Genomic DNA, 19,653 nt, shown 5'->3' on the forward strand with positions numbered 1-19,653 from the left:
CCATGTCCCAGGACAGCCCTGCCCAGAATCAGGACCGGCCGGCCGGTGCGGCCGACGACGACGCCGCGTACGACTACGACGTGATCGTCGTCGGGTCCGGCTTCGGGGGCGCGGTCTCGGCGTTGCGGCTGACCGAGAAGGGGTACCGGGTCGGCGTCCTGGAGGCCGGGCGCCGCTTCACCCCGGGCACCCTGCCGAAGAACTCCTGGGACCTGAAGAACTACCTCTGGGCGCCCGCCCTCGGGCTCTTCGGCATCCAGCGCGTGCACCTGCTCGGCAAGGTGATGGTCCTGGCCGGTGCGGGGGTGGGCGGGGGCTCGCTGAACTACGCCAACACGCTGTACGTGCCGCCCGCGCCGTTCTTCGAGGACCGGCAGTGGGCGCACATCACGGACTGGCAGGACGAGCTGAAGCCGTACTACGACCAGGCCAAGCGGATGCTCGGGGTCCGGCTCAACCCGACGGTCACCCCGTCCGACGTCCACCTCAAGGCGGCCGCCGAGGCCATGGGCGTCGGCGACACCTTCCACCTCGCCCCGGTCGGCGTCTTCTTCGGTGACGGCGAGGACGCGGACGGCACCGCGCGCGCGAAGCCCGGCGGGACGGTCCCGGACCCGTACTTCGGCGGGGCGGGCCCGGCGCGCAAGGCGTGCACCGAGTGCGGCGAGTGCATGACGGGCTGCCGGCACGGCGCGAAGAACACCCTCAACGAGAACTACCTGCACCTCGCCGAGAAGGCCGGCGCGGTCATCCACCCCATGACCTCCGTCATCGCCCTCACCGACCACCCCGAGGGCGGCTACCGCGTCGCCACCGTGCCCACCGACCGCCGGAAGAAGGCGAAGCCCACGACCCTGCGCGCCCGCAAGGTGGTCGTCGCGGCGGGCACGTACGGCACCCAGACCCTGCTGCACACGATGAAGGACAAGGGTCTGCTGCCCCGGCTCTCCGCGAGGCTCGGCGAGCTGACCCGTACCAACTCCGAGGGGCTGGTCGGCGCCCAGACCTCCGACCGGCGCTACCGCAAGAGGCACGGCACGAAGCCCGACTTCACCAAGGGTGTCGCCATCACCTCGTCCATCCACCCCGACGCCAACACCCACATCGAGCCCGTCCGCTACGGCAAGGGCTCCAACGCCATGGGCGGCCTGACCATCGTCCAGGTCCCCTACAGCGCCCACCGGGTCCGCGCCTGGCTCGGCAACCTGGTCAAGCACCCCACGATCGCCGCCCGCTCGCTCTCCAACCGGCGCTGGTCGGAGCGGGTCATCATCGGGCTCGTCATGCAGTCGCTCGACAACTCCCTGACCGCCTACCGCAAACCGCGCGGCATCGGCAAGGGCCTGCTCACCGCCCGCCAGGGCCACGGCGCGCCCAACCCCACGCAGATAGCAGAGGCGACGCAGAGCGCGACCCTGCTCGCCGAGGAGATCAACGGCTTCCCGGGGTCCAACATCGGCGAGCTGATGGGCACCCCGCTCACCGCCCACTTCCTCGGCGGCTGCCCGATCGGCGCCGACGCGGACGAGGGCGTCATCGACCCGTACCACCGGCTCTTCGGGCACCCGGGCATCTCGGTGGTCGACGGCGCGGCGGTCTCCGCGAACCTCGGCGTCAACCCGTCGCTGACGATCACCGCCCAGGCGGAGCGCGCCATGTCGTTCTGGCCGAACAAGGGCGAGCCGGACCCGCGCCCGGCGCAGGGCGAGGCATACGAGCGGCTGGCGGCGGTGGAGCCGCAGGCTCCGGCGGTCCCGAAGGAGGCGTTCGGCGCGCTCAGGCTGCCGTTCCTGGGGATGCCCGCAATGCCGTCGAAGAAGACCGAAAGGGCCTGAGGACAGCAGAAGGGGCTGCACCCCCCTCCCAGTGCAGCCCCTCACGCTGTAACCGGTCCGTCGTTCAGCAAACGACAACCGGTGTTCCGCATGCATGACCTGCCGGGCCCCCGGATGGTTGTCCTCGTACTGATGAAATTCTTATGTGAGGTGGATCACTCCGCTTGTCGTGCCCGATCCGTGATCTGTTTTCGGGCAACTTTTCCCGCTCGCCCCCGGTCGTACCCGCTGTCGCCGCCCCAGCGGTCACACAGCTTCCGACGACCCCGAAGGCCCGAGATGAGAAGCACGACCCCGTTCCGCCGTGCGATGGGCATCGTCGCCTCGGCCGGTCTGCTGGCGGGCGGTCTGCTCACGCTGAGCAGCCCCGCGCAGGCGGCCGACCCCGAGTTCACGATCGGCGGCCCGGCCGAGACCGCCCTGCACCCGTATCCGGCCACGGGCTCCCCGCAGAAGGCGAGCCTCGACATCACGGTGACCAACCCGTCCGAGGACGAGGAGAACGGAGACTTCGCGGAGGAGTACACCGTCCGCTTCGACTTCGGGAAGCTGGCGGGCGTCGCGGACGTCTCCTTCGGCGAGGACGGCAGCCTGGACTGCGAGCGGACCGGGACCACCGCCGTCTGCCACGACTACGGGATCCGGCCCGGCCTGAGTACCCTCGCCGAACTCCAGCTCAGCGCCGCCCAGGGGAGCGAGGACGGCGACTCGGGCACCATCGAGGTCACCGCAGAGGCGGAGGGCGCCACCTTCCGGCCGTTCACCGCGCACGTGTCGATCGGCGGGCCCGACCTGTCGATGAAGGCGCTGCCGCTGAAGACGGAGCTCAAGCCCGGCGACAGCCAGCCGGTGCCCATCACCTTCACGAACAACGGCACCCGCGCCGCCCAGGGCGTCCTGCTCACCCTGCGCAACACGCGCGGCCTGGAATTCACCGAGCGCTACCAGAACTGCGAGTACAGCGAGGAGGACCTGGGCATGGGCCCCGGCACCTGGTCCACCGCGCTCTGCTCCTTCCCGGGCAGCTTCGAGCCCGGCGCCACGTACACGCTGGAAGTGCCGCCCACCCTGCGGGCCACCGAGCGCGCCTTCTACGACACCTTCCTCTACCGGATCAACGAGGACGGCACCGACGCCCGCGCCGCGCTGCGCTCCGGCGCCCGCTTCAGCCCCGGCAAGGGCGCGAGGCTGGCCCTGCGCGAGGCCCCGGCCGTCCGCTCGGCCGACCTCGACCCGACGGACAACCAGCAGGAGGCCGACTTCCGGACGGCGAACACCGCCGACTTCGCGGCCTACGGCGACCAGGCCGCGGGCAAGGCGGGGGACACCGTCGACGTGACGCTGGGCTTCCGTAACAAGGGCCCCGCCTGGGTCGGGTACATCCGGTCCGGCGAGGACGTCGCCACCGTCGACTTCACCGTGCCCCACGGCAGCTACGTCGTCTCCAAGCCGGACACCTGCCGGGGCGTGACCGCGACCGGTGAGTACCGCGAGAACCAGGAGAAGGCCCCGCGCTACTTCTGCTCGACGCCCATGTCCGTCCTGGAGGACGCCGACTTCGCCCTGCCCTTCCGGCTGAAGCTCGTCTCGGCGGACCCCGGCAGCAACGGCGCGGTCGTCGTCCGCAACACCCACCTCCAGGCGCCCGCGCTGCCCTTCGACCCGAAGCCCGCCAACAACAAGGCGTGGGTGGAGCTCAACGGCGAGGACTCGCACGCCACGACGGGCGGCTCCGACGGCGGCTCGACGGCCACGGGCGGCTCCGGCGACACCGGCGCCACGACCGGCTCCGGCTCGTCCTCGTCCGGCACCAGCGGCACCAACGGCACCAGCGGCACGACCGGCTCCGGCACCACGGGCTCCGGCTCCGGTGACACGAACGGCTCGCTCGCCTCCACCGGGACCATCGCCGTCGCCGCGTCCGGCGCGGCCCTCGTCGCGCTGCTCGCGGGCGGCGTCCTGTTCACCGTGTCGAGGCGGCGCGCCACGCGCTGACCCCGCACACGGAGAAACGGCCGGCCCCGGGCGTCCCCGGAGCCGGCCGTTTCCCTGGAGCGACCTGGCGGTCCCTCCGAGTGACCGGACTGCTGTCCCCTGCCGACCGGTCACGACGCCGGTGCGCGGTCCCACGGCGTACACGCGGTACGCCACGCACCCCGGCGGAGCCACGTGTGGTTCTCCTGAAGCACCGCCCCTGGCTGACGCGGACACCGGGACCAACGAAGCCGCGCCGGGCCCGGTCACGCGCCGTACGGGTGAGACTCCGCCCGAACTGGGATACGGCGGGGAAACGCCGCTCAGACCCGGCCCCGGCACAGCTCCAGGAGCGTCATCGCCAGCGAGGTGCCCGGCTTGCCCAGCGCCTCGCGGTAGCGGACCAGGATCTCCGTCTCGCGGGAGAGGTTGACCCGGCGGCCGCCCGACGTCATCCGGGCCTCCTGGATCACCGCCGAGACCGCCATCCGCTCCTGGACGAGCCCGATGATCCGGTCGTCCAGGGAATCGATACGGGTACGGGCGTCGCCGATCAGGGAAGCGGCCTCGTCGGTGCGGGCGCCGGTCGCCTCGGCGGCGGTCTTCGCGGCGGGGGTGGTGGTGCTGCTCATGACGGTCTCCCGGTGAGATGCGGCACCCCCGGACCGGACGGGCCGGGAACGCAGAACGCCCCGGGCCTGTCGGCCCGGGGCGCCTGGAACGTTGCTTGTCAGTTGCTCAAGCAGCACGACCATGGCAGCCGGCGGGCCGGATGCCATAGGTAAAGACGAAGGTCGTGTGCTGACGCATGGGGCCAGTATGGACCCTCGCGCCCGCCGGGCCCACGCCCGGCCCGGATCGTGAGACGCCGCACACCTCGCACCGGCGGCCCGGACCGGGGCAGGTCACTTCCGGCCGCCGGTAGAATTGGAGGACCGACCCCTCTCCACCGCCGGAAGGCCGCCCGTGCCAGCAGCACCCCCCGCCGCCCCCGACACCACCACCGACGTGGTCCTGGTAGTCGACTTCGGCGCGCAGTACGCCCAGCTCATCGCCCGCCGCGTCCGTGAGGCCCGGGTCTACAGCGAGATCGTGCCGTCCACGATGCCGGTGGCCGAGATGCTGGCCAAGAACCCCCGCGCGATCATCCTCTCCGGCGGACCCTCCTCCGTCTATGCCGAGGGCGCGCCCTCGCTCGACCGCGCGCTCTTCGAGGCCGGGGTCCCCGTCTTCGGTATGTGCTACGGCTTCCAGCTGATGGCGACCACGCTCGGCGGCACCGTGGACGACAACGGCGCCCGCGAGTACGGCCGCACCCCGCTGACCGTCTCCAAGGCCGGTTCCACGCTCTTCGAGGGCACCCCGGTCGAGCAGTCGGTGTGGATGTCGCACGGCGACGCCTGCTCCGCCGCCCCCGAGGGCTTCACCGTCACCGCGTCCACGGACGTCGTCCCGGTCGCCGCCTTCGAGAACGACGAGAAGAAGCTCTACGGCGTCCAGTACCACCCCGAGGTCATGCACTCCACGCACGGCCAGCAGGTCCTGGAGCACTTCCTGTACCGGGGCGCGGGCATCGAGCCCACCTGGACCACGGGCAACGTGATCGAGGAGCAGGTCGCCGCGATCCGCGCCCAGGTCGGTGACAAGCGCGCCATCTGCGGCCTGTCCGGCGGCGTGGACTCCGCCGTCGCCGCCGCCCTCGTCCAGAAGGCCATCGGCTCCCAGCTCACCTGCGTGTACGTCGACCACGGCCTGATGCGCAAGGGCGAGACCGAGCAGGTCGAGAAGGACTTCGTCGCCGCGACCGGCGCGAAGCTCAAGGTGGTCGACGCCGAGAAGCGCTTCCTCGACGCCCTGGCCGGCGTGTCCGACCCGGAGGAGAAGCGGAAGATCATCGGACGCGAGTTCATCCGCGTCTTCGAGCAGGCCCAGCTGGAGATCCTCCAGGAGGACGGCCCCGAGGTCGCCTTCCTCGTCCAGGGCACGCTCTACCCGGACGTCGTGGAGTCCGGCGGCGGCACCGGCACCGCCAACATCAAGTCCCACCACAACGTGGGCGGGCTCCCCGAGGACATCGAGTTCGAGCTCGTCGAGCCGCTGCGCCAGCTGTTCAAGGACGAGGTCCGGATGGTCGGCCAGGAGCTCGGCCTGCCGGACGAGATCGTCCAGCGCCAGCCCTTCCCCGGCCCCGGTCTCGGCATCCGCATCGTCGGCGAGGTCACCAAGGACCGGCTCGACCTGCTGCGCGAGGCCGACGCCATCGCCCGCGAGGTGCTGACCGCCGCCGGCCTGGACCGCGACATCTGGCAGTGCCCGGTGGTCCTGCTCGCGGACGTCCGCAGCGTCGGTGTCCAGGGCGACGGCCGCACCTACGGCCACCCGATCGTGCTGCGCCCGGTCTCCTCCGAGGACGCCATGACCGCCGACTGGTCCCGGCTGCCGTACGAGACCCTGGCGAAGATCTCCACCCGCATCACCAACGAGGTCGCCGACGTCAACCGCGTGGTACTCGACGTGACGAGCAAGCCGCCGGGGACCATCGAGTGGGAGTGACCCTCCCCGCAGCCCGCGGCGATGCCGCCGCCCGAGTACCGGGCGGCGGCATCGCCGTATCCGGGACGCGCCGCGGAAACCAAGCCCCGCCGCGGAAATCAAGCCCCGCCGGCGTTTGAGGCGCGGGGTCCGGGGCGGAGCCCCGGTTACGGGAAGGGGCGGGTAGGGGAACAGGCCCGCCGCAGGCGCACCCCCCGCAGGTCGCACCACCCCCGCAGGCGAACCCCAAGCAGCCGCGCCCCCTAAAACGCATGGCGGGCGCCAAGGCGCCCATGGCAGGCTCCGCCCCCATGCCATCCAATGAGATCCGCGCCCTGATGTCCGCCGCCCACAACGACCGCCTGACCTGGAACACCCCGCTCTCCGAAGCGCACGCCGCCCAGCTGATCGCCGTCTGCGCACCCCCGCCCGGCGCGCGGATCGCGGACCTCGGCAGCGGCTGGGGCGAACTGCTGATGCGCCTCGTGGAGTCCGCGCCCGGAAGCACCGGGGACGCCGTCGAGACCGACCCGGAGGCCGTCGCCCGCGGCCGGGCACTCGCGGAGGAGCGAGGGCTCGCGGAACGCGTACGGTTCCACGAGGTCCCCGCCGCCGAGTGGCCGGAGAAGGACTACGACCTGGCCGTGTCCATCGGCGCCTCGCACGCCTGGCCCGGTGGGACCGCCGAGGCCCTGGCCGCGCTGCGGGCTTCCGTACGGCCCGGCGGGCGGGTCCTGTTCGGTGAGGGCTTCTGGGAGCGGGAGCCGGACGAGGCGGCACTGGCCGGGCTCGGCGCCGAACCCGGCGACTTCGGCTCGCTGCTCGACCTGATCCGGCAGGCCGAGGCGGCGGGCCTCCGGGCGCTCCAGGTGACCGCCGCCGACCCGCGCGAATGGGACCTCTTCGAATCGCACGCCAACATCGGCCGGGGCGAGCGCTGGGCGCTGGCCCACCCGGACCACCCCCTGCGCGACGGGGTCGTCGCCGCTGTGGACGAGCGGCGCACCGGCTACTACGGCGGCTACCGGGGCACGTTCGGCCTGGCCTACCTCGTGCTCAGCGCCTGAGCAGGTATCGAACACGCTGACGAAGGTGCCCCTCCGGTGCGCCCCGATGCGGCAGCCCGCCACCCCGTACGGCACAATTCGCAGCGTTCACAGACGAGTTGGCCGCCCCGGGGTGGCGACAGGGGCGGGAAGGGGCGGCGTTCTCCGTGGCGTTGGACGAGGCACGACAGGGCGCGCACGGCGGGGGCTGCACCTGCGGGGACTGCCCGCACGGGGCGCGCCAGGGTCACCGGCGCGCGGTGGCCGCCTTCCTGGCCAAGCGCGACGAGTTCGCCGCCGGACAGGGGCTGCCCGCCGGGGTCGCCCAGTCGGCGTCCGCGACCCGGCAGTGGGTCTCCGACGAGCTGACCGAGTCCGCGCGCGAGGTGGCCGACCGGGGCCGCGAGGCCGGGGACGCCTGGCTGTACCGGGTGTGGCGGCGCACCCTGGTCGTGGTCTGGGGCGGCCTCGCCGTCCTCGCCCTCACCGAGGCCGCCACCGCGATCGGGGCGGGCTGGACCCATGCCCGTACCGCCGGACTCGTCGCCGGACTGGTCACCGCCGGGCTGCTGACCGCCGCCGCCCACGTCCACCGGGCCCGCGGCGGCCTCCTCGCCCCGCTGATCGGCGAGGACAACCGGCTCTCCACCTCCCGCGCGGTCGCCGCGTCCTGGGTGCTGCTCGCCGTGTTCTCCGTACTCGTCCTCGCCCTCGAACTGGCGGCCGCCTCCGGGCACGCCCGGCGCGACGAGCTGATCGAGGGGCTGGACCTGGCGCGCGGCGCCGGGATCGTGGCCGTGCTGGCGCTGGTGTGCGCCGTGGCGGTGGCCGTGCGCCGGGTGGTGAGCGTACGGGTGCTGTCCGGGCGGCTCCAGAAGCTGCGCGCCGACCGGCCGCGCGCGGCGGACCTGCTCACCGACGACTCGGGGCGCGGCGGCTTCACGGACGTGCAGTACGTGCTGGTGTCCACGGTCGCCGTGGTGTTCGCCGCGGTCCGCCTGGCACGCAGGCCCGAGCAGCTGCCCGACCTGCCGTGGGGCCTCGCCCTCCTGGTCGCGGTGTCGGCGGCCGTCTACTTCACCGGGAAGTACGGCGAGGGCGGCCGGCCCGTCGTGCTCTCGGTCGTCCGGTCCCGGGAGGCGGGCGACCTCGACGCGCCCATCCGGACCGGGGACGACATCGAGATCCGGGGCGCCGGGTTCGTGCCGCCGGGCGCGGGGGCGCCGGACCGGCTGGCCCGGGTCGTGGTGCGGATCGGGACCGTGCACGTCCATGTCCCGCTGGTGCCGGTCGTCGGCGGCTTCGCGAACCCCTCCGACACACTGCTGACCGTGCCGGTGCCGGTGGAGGTGGAGCCGGGCGTGGTCGAGGTGCAGGTCGTGACGGCCGCGGGCACGGAGACCGCCCCGGTCGCCATCGACGTCACCGACTGACCCGGCCCCTTTCCGCGAACCCGGACCGCGCTGAACGCTTTCGCCGCGTTCGTACGTAAGGTCGGGTGACGGGCCGTACGGCCCGGTGGCTGCGACCGGGCGGACGCAGCGACGGCACGGCCGCGGAAGGCGGGAGCAGCATGTACGGGTACGGCGGTAACGGGCGGGGCCTGGGGCGGGTCCAGGGCGAGGGCAGCAGCCTGCGGGAGCTGGCGCGGGAGCACGCCCTGCTGCCGCTGCGGCTCTTCCTCGGCGTCACCTTCGTGTACGCGGGGCTCGACAAGCTCACCGACAGCGCGTTCTTCCACGCCACCGGCCCCGGGTCGATCGGCGAGCAGATGCACGCCGTCCGCGACTCCGCCGCGATCCCCGGCCTGGTCGACCTGGCGCTGAACAGCCCCTCCGGCTTCGGTTACGCGATCGCGCTCGGCGAGCTGGCCGTGGGCATCGGCACCCTCCTCGGCCTGTGGACGAGGATCGCCGCGCTCGGCGGCGCCCTCATCTCGCTGAGCCTGTGGCTGACCGTCAGCTGGCAGGTCTCCCCGTACTACCTCGGCAACGACCTGATCTACCTCATGGCGTGGCTGCCGCTGCTGCTGGGCGGGGCCGCGTCGCTCTCGGTGGACGCGCTCTTCGCGGCGCGCCGGCGGCGGATGCGGTAGCCGATCCAGGTCGCCCACGCGGCCGTCCACAGACCGCCGCCGAACAGCGCGATGAAGAACTGCGGCGGGGCGTCCCAGGCGCCCGCCGCGTCCGCCGCGTATCCGGCGGCCAGGGCCAGCATCACCAGGCCCGTGACGGCCCGGCCCGGCCGGAACTCATGACGCGGCACGGTTGACCTCCACCTGTCCGTAGTCCACTTCCAGATCCAGGTCGACCGTGCCGCCCGGGGTGCTGCCCTCGGCCGGCGACAGCGTCTTGCGCTGGTCCTGCGTGGCGCGGATGTCCAGATCGCCCTTGTGCCGGCCGTCCACCACCACGAGCGCGCCGAACCGGGTCCGCGCGTGCACCCGGACGGTGACCTCCGGCGGGACGTGCACGAGCACCCGGCCCGCCCGGGCCTCCACCCGGGTCCGTACGGTGTCGCCCTTCGGCACCGTGATCCCGGTCAGGTCCAGTTCGGCCTGGCCCGAGCCGATCGCGTACAACGGCCGGACGGCGGCGACGGACGCCGGGCGCCACTCCTCGCGCACCCAGTCCGTGCCGATGTCCTTGGGCAGCGATGCGGCCCCCACCAGCAGCCCGGACGTGATCATCGCCAGCAGCAGCGTGCCGAAGCCGGTCCGCCCGACGAACGCGCTGACCAGCATCGCCAGGCCGAACACCCCGAGCGCGGCGGCCAGGCCGACCTCCAGGGTCGTGCCCAGCGGGTGGGAATCCCAGGTGAGCCCCGTACCGAGGCCGCCCGCGAGCAGCGCGCCGAGGAACGCCAGGCCGGCGATGGACCGCGGCCCCCGCACCTCGCGAGACCGGGGCGGCGGCGGGCGGAACGGCGCGTCGGGCGTCGCCCCGCGCGGCTCCCCGGCGACCTCCGTGTCCGGCGGCCCCCACAGGTAGCCCAGGGCCACCGGTCCCGTCGTGCCGTCCTTGACGATCGGGTCGCGCCACCAGGAAGGCCCGGACAGGGTCGGCGGCGCCTTCACCTCGGGCGGTGCCTCCGACGCCGCCTGCGCGGCCGCCTGGTGCAGCGGGTCCTCCGGATCGGCCTTCTTGCGCGCCTGCGTCCACATGGAGAAGCCGAGGACCGCGACCGACAGCATGGCGGAGAACGCCAGCGTGCCGCCGTTCCCCAGCATCGACAGGAAGAGACCGCAGCCGATCAGCGCGCACAGCACCGCGCTCAGCGACGCCAGCTCGACCCGCCCCGACAGCAGCCGCCGCGCCTCGTTCTCGTCCTCGCCCTCCGCCGGGATCAGCAGCCAGGCGAAGCCGTAGAAGATCAGCCCGAAGCCACCGGTCACCGACAGCACCCCGAGCACGATCCGGAAGATCACCGGATCCACGTCGCAGTACCGGCCCAGCCCGCCGCACACCCCCGCCACCACCTTGTGCCGCGGGCTGCGGTGCAGGCGCGGAGCGGGCTCGGGGGTCGGCGGTGCGGCGCCGGGCGGCGCGTCCTGGGGAACGGTCATGGCTCCATGGTGACGGCCCCCGGGCCCCACCGGCACCCGCCCCGACCCTGGCCGGTCCCTGATATTGGCCCGCCCGCCCCTCAGGGACGCCGGGCCCCGCCCCCGCGTCCCAGCCGTCTCAGGGTCGAACCGGGGGCGGACCCTGATGCCCCCACCCGCACGGGCATGTGACGATCGGACCATGCCAGCCGCCACCACCCGAGCCGCAAGCTCCCACGCCCCCGACCCGGAGGAGCCCCCGCTGCGCAAGCTGTACCGCAGCGCCGACGGCCGGCTCCTCGGCGGAGTGGCGCGCGGACTCGCCGGACACCTCGGACTCCCGGTCGCCTGGCTCCGGTTCGTCTTCCTCGGCCTGTTCTTCGCGGACGGCCTCGGTGCCCTGCTGTACGCGGTGTTCTGGATCGTGGTCCCGCTCGGCGTCGGCGGCGTGGAGGGACCCAAATCCGTCTTCGAGACCGCTCCCGACGGCACCCGCCGCCTCCGCAAACCCGACAAGGGCCAGGTCTTCGCCCTCATCGCGCTGCTCGTCGGCGCCGCCGTCTTCGTCGGCAACGTCGACATGGGCAGCAAGGCCGACCGCTACATCTGGCCCAGCCTCCTCATCGGCGCCGGCTCCGTCCTGGTATGGCGCCAGGCCGACAACGCCCGCCGCGCCCGCTGGATGGAGGTCGGCAGCCGCCGCCGCGTGCTGCAACTGGCCCGCGCCCTGGCCGGAGTCGCCCTCGTCGGCCTGGGGCTCGCCGTCTTCATGGTCGTACGCGGCTCCGCCGCCCAGCTCGGCAACGTCATCACCGCCGCCATCGCCGTGCTCACCGGCATCGCGCTCCTCGCCGGCCCCTACCTCGTCCGCATGACCCAGGACCTCTCCGAGGAACGCCTCATGCGCATCCGGGCCCAGGAACGCGCCGAGGTCGCCGCCCACGTCCACGACTCCGTGCTGCACACCCTCACCCTGATCCAGCGCAACGCCGACGACGCCGGCGAGGTCCGCCGGCTCGCCCGCGCCCAGGAACGCGAGCTGCGCAACTGGCTGTACAACCCCGAGGGCACCGGCAAGGACGAGGACGACGAGCCGGCGACGCTGGCCGAGGCCGTCAAGCGGGCCGCCGCCGAGGTCGAGGACAAGCACGGCGTCCCGCTGGAGGTCGTCGTCGTCGGCGACTGCCCGCTGGACGAGAAGCTGGCCGCACAGATGCAGGCCGCACGCGAGGCGATGGTCAACGCCGCCAAGTACGGTGGCGAGGGCGGCGCCGTCCAGGTCTACGCGGAGGTCGAGGGCCGCACGGTCTTCGTCTCCGTGCGCGACCGGGGCCCGGGATTCGACCTGGACTCCGTACCGGGGGACAGAATGGGCGTACGAGAATCGATCATCGGCCGGATGCAGCGCAACGGCGGCACGGCCCGGCTGCGTTCGGTGCCCGGCGGGGGCACCGAGGTCGAGCTTGAGATGGAGAGGACGAGCGATGAACGGGACCAGTGAGGCGGCCGGGGGCCAGGAGAACCCGGAGCGCCGGGTACGAGTCGTACTCGTCGACGACCACCGGATGTTCCGCACCGGCGTACAGGCCGAGATCGGCCGCACCGAGGAGACCGGCGTCGAGGTCGTCGGCGAGGCGGCCGACGTCGACCAGGCGGTCACCGTCATCACGGCGACCCGCCCCGAGGTCGTCCTCCTCGACGTCCACCTCCCCGGCGGCGGCGGCGTCGAGGTCCTGCGCCGCTGCGCACCCCTGATGGGCGCCGCCGAGAACCCGGTGCGCTTCCTCGCGCTCTCCGTGTCGGACGCCGCCGAGGACGTCATCGGCGTCATCCGGGGCGGCGCCCGGGGCTACGTCACCAAGACGATCACCGGCGCCGACCTGGTCGACTCGGTCTTCCGGGTCCAGGACGGCGACGCGGTCTTCTCGCCCCGCCTGGCCGGCTTCGTCCTCGACGCCTTCGCCTCCACGGACGCGCCCCCGGTGGACGAGGACCTGGACCGGCTGACCCAGCGCGAACGCGAGGTCCTGCGGCTGATCGCCCGGGGCTACGCGTACAAGGAGATCGCGAAGCAGCTGTTCATCTCGGTGAAGACGGTCGAGTCCCACGTCTCGGCGGTGCTGCGCAAGCTCCAGCTCTCCAACCGCCACGAACTGACCCGCTGGGCGACGGCGCGACGGCTGGTCTAGGGGCTTTCTCGGATCAGGCCGGGTCCAGCGAGATGTTCAGCTTCTCGCCGATCCTGCGGTAGCCGATGGAGACGTAGATCCGTTCCACGTCGGCGTCGCCCGGCTCCAGCCACACCACCCGGCAGCCCCGCTCGAACGCGGTGCGCGTCAGGTGTGCGGAGAGTGCGGCGCCGATGCCCCGGCGGCGGAACTCCGTGCCGACCGCCAGGCCCGCCAGCTCGCTGAGGCCGTCCACCGGGACCGAGCAGCCGCCCGCGCCCGCCGGTACGCCGCCGACCGTGGCGAGCGCGGCGACCCCGCCGCCCGCCGCCGCGTTGCGCAGCCACTCCGCCGTGCCGTCCTCCGGCTCGCCCTCCCCGCCGTAGCCCAGGTGCTGGACGAGCGCGGCGGCGGCGAACTCCGCGTCGGTGGCGGGCTCGGCCATGACCAGGTCCGCGACCGGCTTCGGCTCCACCAGGCCGCCGGGGGCGCAGGCGAGGATCGGGGCCCGGTTCTCGACGGTGAACCCGGCGGCGAGCAGGGCCGGTTCGACGGCGGGCGCCCAGCCGGGCAGGAACTCCAGGCGGGGCATCCGGTCCCGCTCGCGGAACGCCGCTATGAGCGCGTCGAGTTCGCCGGGCGTGGGCTCGGCGCCCTGGTCCGGGATCGCGTAGTTGGCGTACTTCAGCGACCAGTTCGGGTTGTAGCGGATCACGAAGGGCCCGACGCGGACATGGTCCGGGGAGCGCAGCGTGAGCGTACGGGCATGGGTCTGGACATCGGCGTCCATCGGCATGTTCGGGTGTCCTTCGGGCCGTTGAGATCAAGAGGCCGGAGCCTATGCCACCCGGGTCGCCCCCGCGAAGGGCATTTCGTCGATGGGCGCGATCCGGACCGGGGCCCCGGGGCGCGGGGCGTGGATCATCCGGCCGTTCCCGATGTACAGGCCGACATGGCTGACGCCCGAATAGAAGAACACCAGGTCCCCGGGGGCCAGCTGGGAGCGCGGGACCCGCTGCCCGGCGTTGATCTGGGTGTACGTGGTCCGGGGCAGCGAGACCCCGGCGGCGCGCCAGGCGGCCTGGGTGAGCCCGGAACAGTCGAAGGAGTCCGGCCCGGTCGCGCCCCACACGTACGGCTTGCCCAGGGCGCTGTAGGCGAAGGCGACCGCCTGGGCGGCGCGGGCGTTGGGCGCGGCGACGGCGGCGCGCGGTGCGCTCCGGTCCGCGTGGCCGGCCCCGCGCCCGTTCTCGGAGGCGTCGTAGGAGGCGCGCTCGGCCGGGGTGAGGCGGGCGAGCAGGCGGCGGGCCTCGGCCAGCTTGGCGCGGACGGTCGCCCGGTGCTCCTTCAGGGCGGCCTGCCGGGCGGCCAGCTCGGTGAGCTTCCCGGCCGCCTCGGCGCGTACCTGGGCGATCTCCGCGACCTGGCGGCGCACCGAGCGCACCTCGGCGGCCCGGCGTTCACCCGCCTGCTCCGCGTAGGTGGCGCGGCGCAGGTACTGGTCGGGGTCGGAGGAGAGCGCCAGCTGCACGGAGGGGTCGATCCCGGCGGACCGGTACTGCGCGGCGGCGTAGGCGCCGAGCACGTCGCGGGCGCTGTTGAGGCGCGCGGTCCTGCGGGCGGCCTCGTCGCGCAGGGCGTCGACCGACTCGGCGGCGGCGGTCGCCTCGGACTTCGCGCCGTTGTACTTCTCGGTGGCGACCTCCGCCTCCCGGTACAGCCGGTCCACCTGGGCCTTGACCTGCCGTGCGGTGGGCGCGGGGTCCGCGTGCGCGGCTCCCGGCAGCACGGCGGCCGTCGCGGCTCCGGCGACGGCGAGGGTCGCCGCGGTCCGGGCCGCGGAGGCGGTGGTGAGGCGCTGCCTGGGTTTGCGATGCGCTGCCACGGGGGCGGGCGTCCTTCCGTACGACGGCCCGGCGGGGTCTACCGGCGGGCTTCTCCGGTGGCCGGCGAGGACGGTTCCTGGTCCACGGCCACCGGGAAGGGACGCTAATCCCAGGTCACGGGAAGGTGTCGTCATGACGGTTATTGCCCGCTCTTGGCGTGGCATTGTCGCCGGATGACCGCCTATGAAGCGTGAGTGACCGGGAAAAGGGCCACAGAAGCAGGCAAAAAGTGCATTCATCATTCAAGCGGCCCGTAGGTCCCACCCTGCCCGGAGCGGTTCAGGGAGAGGGCTCTAGGGTGCGGAACCATGCGCGTACTCATCGATTTCGTCGTCGCCCTGCACATCATCGGCATCGCCGCCCTGCTCGGCGGCTTCCTCGGCCAGATGAAGGCGATGAAGGCCGGCACCGCCCGGTTCGTCCCCGGCATGCTGCACGGCGCGCTCACCATGCTCGTCACCGGCGTCGCCCTGGTCGGCCTGGACCAGGCCGACGACCACCCCGTGAACAACGTCAAGATCGGGATCAAGCTGCTGTTCCTGGTCGTGATCCTGGGGCTCGTCTACGTCAAGCGGGACGAGGAGAAGGTCGAGAAGGGGTTCTTCGCGGCGGTCGGCGCGCTGACCCTGGCGAACATCTTCATCGCCACGCTCTGGACCTGAGCGGCGGTACGCGGGAGAGCCGGCCCGCGCGGGCCGGCTCCCCTTCCGCGGTCAGGCGGGGCGCACACTCCCGTAGATCGGCATGTAGTAGATCGACTCCTCGCGCACGTTCGCCCCGGGCTTCGGCGCGTGGATCATCATTCCGTCGCCCTTGTAGATCCCGACGTGGCTGATGTCGTCGTAGAAGAACACCAGGTCACCGGGTTGCAGGTCGGCCGTGGCGATCCTGGTGCCGACATTCACCTGGTCCCAGGTGGTACGCGGGATGTCGACGCCCGCCGCCTTCCAGGCCGCCTGCGTCAGCCCCGAGCAGTCGTACGAGGAGGGGCCGGTCGCCCCCCAGACGTACGGCTTGCCGATCTGGGCGCGGGCGAACGCGAGGACCTTCTCCGCCTTCGTGGACGCGCTGCTGCCGGAGCCGGCGTCGGAGCCCGAGCCCGTCTCCGTACCGCTGCCGCCCGACTCCTCGGCCTTCCGCTCGGCCTCCTTCCTTGCGGCGGCCTGCTTCTTCGCCAGCTCCGCCGCCTTCCGCTTCGCCTCCGCCTCCTTCTTCCGCTCCAGCTCCGCCAGGCGCGCCTTCTCCTCGGCGGTCAGCTTCGAGAGCAGCGTCCGGGCCTCGGCCAGCTTCGTCCGGACGTTCTCCTTGCTGGTGCGCAGCGCGGCCTGCGACTCGGTCAGCGTCTCCAGGCTCTCCACGGCCTCGGCCCGCTGCTCGGACGCCTTCGCCTGCTGCGTACGGAACTCCGTGACCGCCTGCTGCTGGCGCTCGGCCATGCGGTCCATGAGGTGGGTCTGGTCGAAGAACGACTGCGGGTCGTCGGCGAGGAAGAAGGTGGCGGTCGGTGCGAGGCCGCCGTTGCGGTACTGGGCGGCGGCGTAGTTGCCCAGCGTTCTGCGGGCGTCGTTCAGCTTCTCGGTGCGCTTGGCCACGTCGTCGAGCAGCGTGTCGACCTTGGACCGCTGCTTGTCCGTGGCCTCCTTGGCCTGGTTGTACTTCTGGGTCGCGTTCCCGGCCTGCCGGTAGAGGTCGTCCACCTTCTTCTGGACTTCCTCGATGCTCGGCTTCGGCGTCGGCGCGGCCATCGCGCTCTGCGAGGACAGCAGGGTCACCGAGGCCAGCGCGGCCGAGGTCAGCCCGACGGCGGGGATGGTGGAGCGCACCCGGGGGCGCGGTTTGCGATGCGACGCCAAGGCCGGCATCTCCTTCCGTGGACCGCCTACCGGGTTAGCTGTCGGGTTCGGGCGGAACGGAAGGCTGCCCTACGGTCCGGTGGGGGAGGACCGATTCACCCCGGTGCTGCGTGTGGGTCCCCGGTTCCGGGCGGGCCCGGATTCGGCGTGGAGGCACGTTCGGCGTGGGTCGCCTCTGGGGGTACGGGCCGTCCGAACGTGCACGCTAGCCAACTCATGGGGCCGCTGTGAAGGTTGGTGTGCGATATGCCCGATACATTTTCGTGACCTTCTCGGAGCGGGCCGCGCTGTCAGTCGGGCGCCTTAGACTCGGACAGCGATGAGCAGCCTCTTTGACGACAGTTTCCTGGCCGGCCTCCAGCACGAGGAGGAAGGGCCCCCGCCGCCCCCCGAGGACTCCGCACCCGAAGCGGTGCCGGAGGACCTGTTCGCGGGCGTGTTCGACGGGCCCCCGCCGGTCCGTGACGCGTACTACCGCGACGGCGCGCACCGCCCCGTCATCGACCCCGAGGCGCTGCTCGACGGGCTGAACACCGAGCAGCGCGCCGCCGTCGTGCACGCCGGGTCGCCCCTGCTCATCGTCGCCGGTGCCGGCTCCGGCAAGACCAGGGTGCTCACCCACCGCATCGCGCACCTGCTGGCCGAGCGGGGCGTCCACCCCGGCCAGATCCTGGCGATCACCTTCACCAACAAGGCCGCCGGTGAGATGAAGGAGCGCGTCGAGCAGCTGGTCGGGCCCCGGGCCAACGCCATGTGGGTCATGACCTTCCACAGCGCCTGCGTCCGCATCCTGCGCCGCGAGTCGAAGAAGCTCGGCTTCACGTCCTCGTTCTCGATCTACGACGCGGCCGACTCCAAGCGGCTCATGGCCCTGGTCTGCCGCGACCTGGAGCTGGACCCGAAGCGCTACCCGCCGAAGTCCTTCACCGCCAAGGTCTCCAACCTCAAGAACGAGCTCATCGACGAGGAGACCTTCGCGGGCCAGGCTGCCGACGGCTTCGAGAAGACGCTCGCCCAGGCGTACGCGATGTACCAGGCCCGGCTGCGCGAGGCCAACGCGCTGGACTTCGACGACATCATCATGACGACGGTCCATCTGCTCCAGGCGTTCCCCGACGTCGCCGAGCACTACCGCCGCCGCTTCCGGCACGTCCTCGTGGACGAGTACCAGGACACCAACCACGCCCAGTACACGCTGGTACGCGAGCTGGTCGGCCCGGCCGGTCCCGAGAACGCCCCCGCCGAGCTGTGCGTCGTGGGGGACGCGGACCAGTCGATCTACGCCTTCCGGGGCGCGACCATCCGTAACATCCTCCAGTTCGAGGAGGACTACCCGGACGCGACGACGATCCTCCTGGAGCAGAACTACCGCTCCACCCAGACGATCCTGTCCGCCGCCAACGCGGTCATCGAGCGCAACGAGAGCCGCCGCCCCAAGAACCTCTGGACCAACGCCGGCACCGGCGCCCGCATCACGGGCTACGTCGCGGACACCGAGCACGACGAGGCGCAGTTCGTCGCCGAGGAGATCGACCGCCTCACCGACGCGGGCGACGCGAAGGCCGGCGACGTCGCCGTCTTCTACCGGACGAACGCGCAGTCCCGTGTGTTCGAGGAGATCTTCATCCGCGTCGGCCTGCCCTACAAGGTCGTCGGCGGCGTCCGCTTCTACGAGCGCAAGGAGGTCCGGGACGTCCTGGCCTACCTGCGGGTCCTCGCCAACCCCGAGGACACCGTCCCGCTCCGCCGCATCCTCAACGTCCCCAAGCGCGGCATCGGCGACCGCGCCGAGGCCATGATCGACGCGCTCTCGCTGCGGGAGAAGATCACCTTCCCGCAGGCGCTGCGCCGCGTGGACGAGGCGTACGGCATGGCCGCCCGCTCCGCCAACGCCGTGAAGCGGTTCAACACGCTGATGGAGGAGCTGCGCACGGTCGTGGAGTCCGGCGCCGGGCCCGCCGTGGTGCTGGAAGCGGTCCTGGAGCGTACGGGCTATCTCGCCGAGCTCCAGGCGTCCACCGACCCGCAGGACGAGACCCGCATCGAGAACCTCCAGGAGCTGGCCGCCGTCGCCCTGGAATTCGAGCAGGACCGGAGCGAGGAGGAGGGCGCGGGCACGCTCGCGGAGTTCCTGGAGCAGGTCGCGCTCGTCGCCGACTCCGACCAGATCCCCGACGAGGACACCGACGGCTCCGGCGTCATCACGCTGATGACCCTGCACACCGCGAAGGGCCTCGAATTCCCGGTCGTCTTCCTGACCGGCATGGAGGACGGCGTCTTCCCGCACATGCGGGCGCTCGGCCAGGTCAAGGAGCTGGAGGAGGAGCGCCGCCTCGCGTACGTCGGCATCACCCGCGCCCGCGAGCGGCTGTATCTGACCCGGGCCGCCATGCGCAGCGCCTGGGGCCAGCCCTCGTACAACCCGCCGTCGCGGTTCCTGGAGGAGATCCCGGACCAGCACCTGGACTGGAAGCGGAAGGGCCCGATGGCCGCCCCGGCGGGCCCCACCTCGGGCATCACCTCGTCGCTCTCCGCCTCCCGCGCCCGCTCCGGCCCCTCCGGCTTCGCGACCCGGCGGACCTCGGACAAGCCGACGATCACCCTGGTGGCGGGCGACCGGGTCACGCACGACCAGTTCGGCCTGGGCACGGTGACGGCCGTCGAGGGCGTCGGTGACCAGGCGAAGGCCACGGTCGACTTCGGCGACGACCGCCCCAAGAAGCTGCTCCTGCGGTACGCGCCGGTGCAGAAGCTCTGAGAACGCGGCGGCGGCCGGAGCCCCCGAGGCCCCGGCCGCCGCAGTCGTTCATCCCGC

The 19,653-nt window shown here is 72.6% G+C and carries 16 protein-coding genes and 1 riboswitch; of the genes, 10 read left to right on the top strand and 6 right to left on the bottom strand.

Translation table 11 applies throughout. From position 1 onward, the window contains the following. Nucleotides 1-2 precede the first annotated feature (2 nt). Nucleotides 3-1,835, top strand: coding sequence for a GMC family oxidoreductase (locus tag ABZ565_RS11680; protein WP_361023782.1), 1,833 nt, complete (start codon nucleotides 3-5; stop codon nucleotides 1,833-1,835). A gap of 309 nt (nucleotides 1,836-2,144) precedes the next feature. Next, on the top strand, nucleotides 2,145-3,830 hold the full coding sequence (locus ABZ565_RS11685; protein ID WP_361024092.1) for a peptidase: 1,686 nt from the start codon (nucleotides 2,145-2,147) through the stop codon (nucleotides 3,828-3,830). Between the two features lie 302 nt (nucleotides 3,831-4,132). On the opposite strand, the gene ABZ565_RS11690 is transcribed toward ABZ565_RS11685, so the two are convergent. Next, nucleotides 4,133-4,441, bottom strand: a complete 309-nt coding sequence (locus ABZ565_RS11690; RefSeq protein WP_361023785.1) for a chorismate mutase — start codon at nucleotides 4,439-4,441, stop codon at nucleotides 4,133-4,135. 334 nt (nucleotides 4,442-4,775) lie between these two features. Here ABZ565_RS11690 and guaA point away from each other — a divergent pair, with 334 nt between their 5' ends. The 4 genes from guaA (at nucleotide 4,776) to ABZ565_RS11710 (ending at nucleotide 9,482) form a co-directional block, all read left to right on the top strand. Next, the gene (guaA, locus tag ABZ565_RS11695) at nucleotides 4,776-6,362 is read left to right on the top strand and encodes a glutamine-hydrolyzing GMP synthase (RefSeq protein ID WP_361023788.1); all 1,587 of its coding nucleotides are present in this window, start codon (nucleotides 4,776-4,778) and stop codon (nucleotides 6,360-6,362) included. A gap of 290 nt (nucleotides 6,363-6,652) precedes the next feature. Continuing rightward, on the top strand, nucleotides 6,653-7,408 hold the full coding sequence (locus ABZ565_RS11700) for a class I SAM-dependent methyltransferase (protein ID WP_361023791.1): 756 nt from the start codon (nucleotides 6,653-6,655) through the stop codon (nucleotides 7,406-7,408). 146 nt (nucleotides 7,409-7,554) lie between these two features. After that, nucleotides 7,555-8,820, top strand: a complete 1,266-nt coding sequence (locus ABZ565_RS11705; protein WP_361023794.1) for a hypothetical protein — start codon at nucleotides 7,555-7,557, stop codon at nucleotides 8,818-8,820. Nucleotides 8,821-8,960: 140 nt separating this feature from the next. Beyond that, nucleotides 8,961-9,482, top strand: coding sequence for a DoxX family protein (locus ABZ565_RS11710; protein ID WP_361024095.1), 522 nt, complete (start codon nucleotides 8,961-8,963; stop codon nucleotides 9,480-9,482). On the opposite strand, the gene ABZ565_RS11715 is transcribed toward ABZ565_RS11710, so the two are convergent. Both ABZ565_RS11715 and ABZ565_RS11720 read right to left on the bottom strand, forming a co-directional pair. Continuing rightward, the gene (locus tag ABZ565_RS11715) at nucleotides 9,389-9,652 is read right to left on the bottom strand and encodes a hypothetical protein (RefSeq protein ID WP_361023797.1); all 264 of its coding nucleotides are present in this window, start codon (nucleotides 9,650-9,652) and stop codon (nucleotides 9,389-9,391) included. The genes ABZ565_RS11710 and ABZ565_RS11715 overlap by 94 nt on opposite strands. Continuing rightward, nucleotides 9,639-10,952 (bottom strand): PspC domain-containing protein, encoded by a 1,314-nt coding sequence (locus ABZ565_RS11720; RefSeq protein ID WP_361023800.1) that lies wholly within the window; start codon nucleotides 10,950-10,952, stop codon nucleotides 9,639-9,641. Before ABZ565_RS11720 ends, ABZ565_RS11715 begins: the two co-directional genes overlap by 14 nt. Before the next feature lie 181 nt (nucleotides 10,953-11,133). On the opposite strand from ABZ565_RS11720, the gene ABZ565_RS11725 reads away from it, so the two are divergent. Together ABZ565_RS11725 and ABZ565_RS11730 are read left to right on the top strand one after the other, a co-directional pair. After that, nucleotides 11,134-12,432 carry a PspC domain-containing protein gene (locus ABZ565_RS11725; RefSeq protein ID WP_361023803.1) on the top strand — a complete coding sequence of 433 codons (1,299 nt, stop codon included), beginning with the start codon at nucleotides 11,134-11,136 and terminating at the stop codon, nucleotides 12,430-12,432. Continuing rightward, on the top strand, nucleotides 12,416-13,120 hold the full coding sequence (locus ABZ565_RS11730) for a response regulator transcription factor (RefSeq protein ID WP_361023806.1): 705 nt from the start codon (nucleotides 12,416-12,418) through the stop codon (nucleotides 13,118-13,120). Before ABZ565_RS11725 ends, ABZ565_RS11730 begins: the two co-directional genes overlap by 17 nt. Before the next feature lie 13 nt (nucleotides 13,121-13,133). On the opposite strand, the gene ABZ565_RS11735 is transcribed toward ABZ565_RS11730, so the two are convergent. Continuing rightward, nucleotides 13,134-13,895: a GNAT family N-acetyltransferase gene (locus ABZ565_RS11735; RefSeq protein ID WP_361023809.1), complete on the bottom strand. Its 762-nt coding sequence runs from the start codon at nucleotides 13,893-13,895 to the stop codon at nucleotides 13,134-13,136. Nucleotides 13,896-13,937: 42 nt separating this feature from the next. Next, a complete protein-coding gene (locus tag ABZ565_RS11740; protein WP_361023812.1) occupies nucleotides 13,938-14,984 on the bottom strand; it encodes an NlpC/P60 family protein in 1,047 nt (348 codons plus the stop codon). Nucleotides 14,985-15,293: 309 nt separating this feature from the next. On the opposite strand from ABZ565_RS11740, the gene ABZ565_RS11745 reads away from it, so the two are divergent. After that, a complete protein-coding gene (locus tag ABZ565_RS11745; RefSeq protein WP_361023816.1) occupies nucleotides 15,294-15,647 on the top strand; it encodes a hypothetical protein in 354 nt (117 codons plus the stop codon). Between the two features lie 51 nt (nucleotides 15,648-15,698). Here ABZ565_RS11745 and ABZ565_RS11750 read toward each other — a convergent pair whose 3' ends face one another. Beyond that, complete coding sequence (locus ABZ565_RS11750; RefSeq protein ID WP_361023819.1) at nucleotides 15,699-16,847, bottom strand: NlpC/P60 family protein; 1,149 nt, start codon at nucleotides 16,845-16,847, stop codon at nucleotides 15,699-15,701. Next, nucleotides 16,846-16,996: riboswitch (cyclic di-AMP (ydaO/yuaA leader) on the bottom strand. Its footprint overlaps the gene before it by 2 nt. A 161-nt stretch (nucleotides 16,997-17,157) precedes the next feature. On the opposite strand from ABZ565_RS11750, the gene pcrA reads away from it, so the two are divergent. After that, nucleotides 17,158-19,596, top strand: coding sequence for a DNA helicase PcrA (gene pcrA, locus ABZ565_RS11755; protein WP_361023822.1), 2,439 nt, complete (start codon nucleotides 17,158-17,160; stop codon nucleotides 19,594-19,596). Nucleotides 19,597-19,653: the final 57 nt, after the last annotated feature.

Source organism: Streptomyces sp. NPDC016469 (assembly GCF_040632905.1).
Classification (GTDB): domain Bacteria; phylum Actinomycetota; class Actinomycetes; order Streptomycetales; family Streptomycetaceae; genus Streptomyces.

Coding starts and splice junctions, on each gene's coding strand:
- ABZ565_RS11725 (WP_361023803.1), top strand. CDS start 11,134: ATGCCAGCCGCCACCACCCGAGCCGCAAGCTCCCACGCCCCCGACCCG.
- ABZ565_RS11700 (WP_361023791.1), top strand. CDS start 6,653: ATGCCATCCAATGAGATCCGCGCCCTGATGTCCGCCGCCCACAACGAC.
- ABZ565_RS11735 (WP_361023809.1), bottom strand. CDS start 13,895: ATGCCGATGGACGCCGATGTCCAGACCCATGCCCGTACGCTCACGCTG.
- ABZ565_RS11745 (WP_361023816.1), top strand. CDS start 15,294: ATGCGCGTACTCATCGATTTCGTCGTCGCCCTGCACATCATCGGCATC.
- pcrA (WP_361023822.1), top strand. CDS start 17,158: ATGAGCAGCCTCTTTGACGACAGTTTCCTGGCCGGCCTCCAGCACGAG.
- ABZ565_RS11750 (WP_361023819.1), bottom strand. CDS start 16,847: ATGCCGGCCTTGGCGTCGCATCGCAAACCGCGCCCCCGGGTGCGCTCC.
- ABZ565_RS11720 (WP_361023800.1), bottom strand. CDS start 10,952: ATGACCGTTCCCCAGGACGCGCCGCCCGGCGCCGCACCGCCGACCCCC.
- ABZ565_RS11690 (WP_361023785.1), bottom strand. CDS start 4,441: ATGAGCAGCACCACCACCCCCGCCGCGAAGACCGCCGCCGAGGCGACC.
- ABZ565_RS11685 (WP_361024092.1), top strand. CDS start 2,145: ATGGGCATCGTCGCCTCGGCCGGTCTGCTGGCGGGCGGTCTGCTCACG.
- ABZ565_RS11680 (WP_361023782.1), top strand. CDS start 3: ATGTCCCAGGACAGCCCTGCCCAGAATCAGGACCGGCCGGCCGGTGCG.
- ABZ565_RS11730 (WP_361023806.1), top strand. CDS start 12,416: ATGAACGGGACCAGTGAGGCGGCCGGGGGCCAGGAGAACCCGGAGCGC.
- ABZ565_RS11710 (WP_361024095.1), top strand. CDS start 8,961: ATGTACGGGTACGGCGGTAACGGGCGGGGCCTGGGGCGGGTCCAGGGC.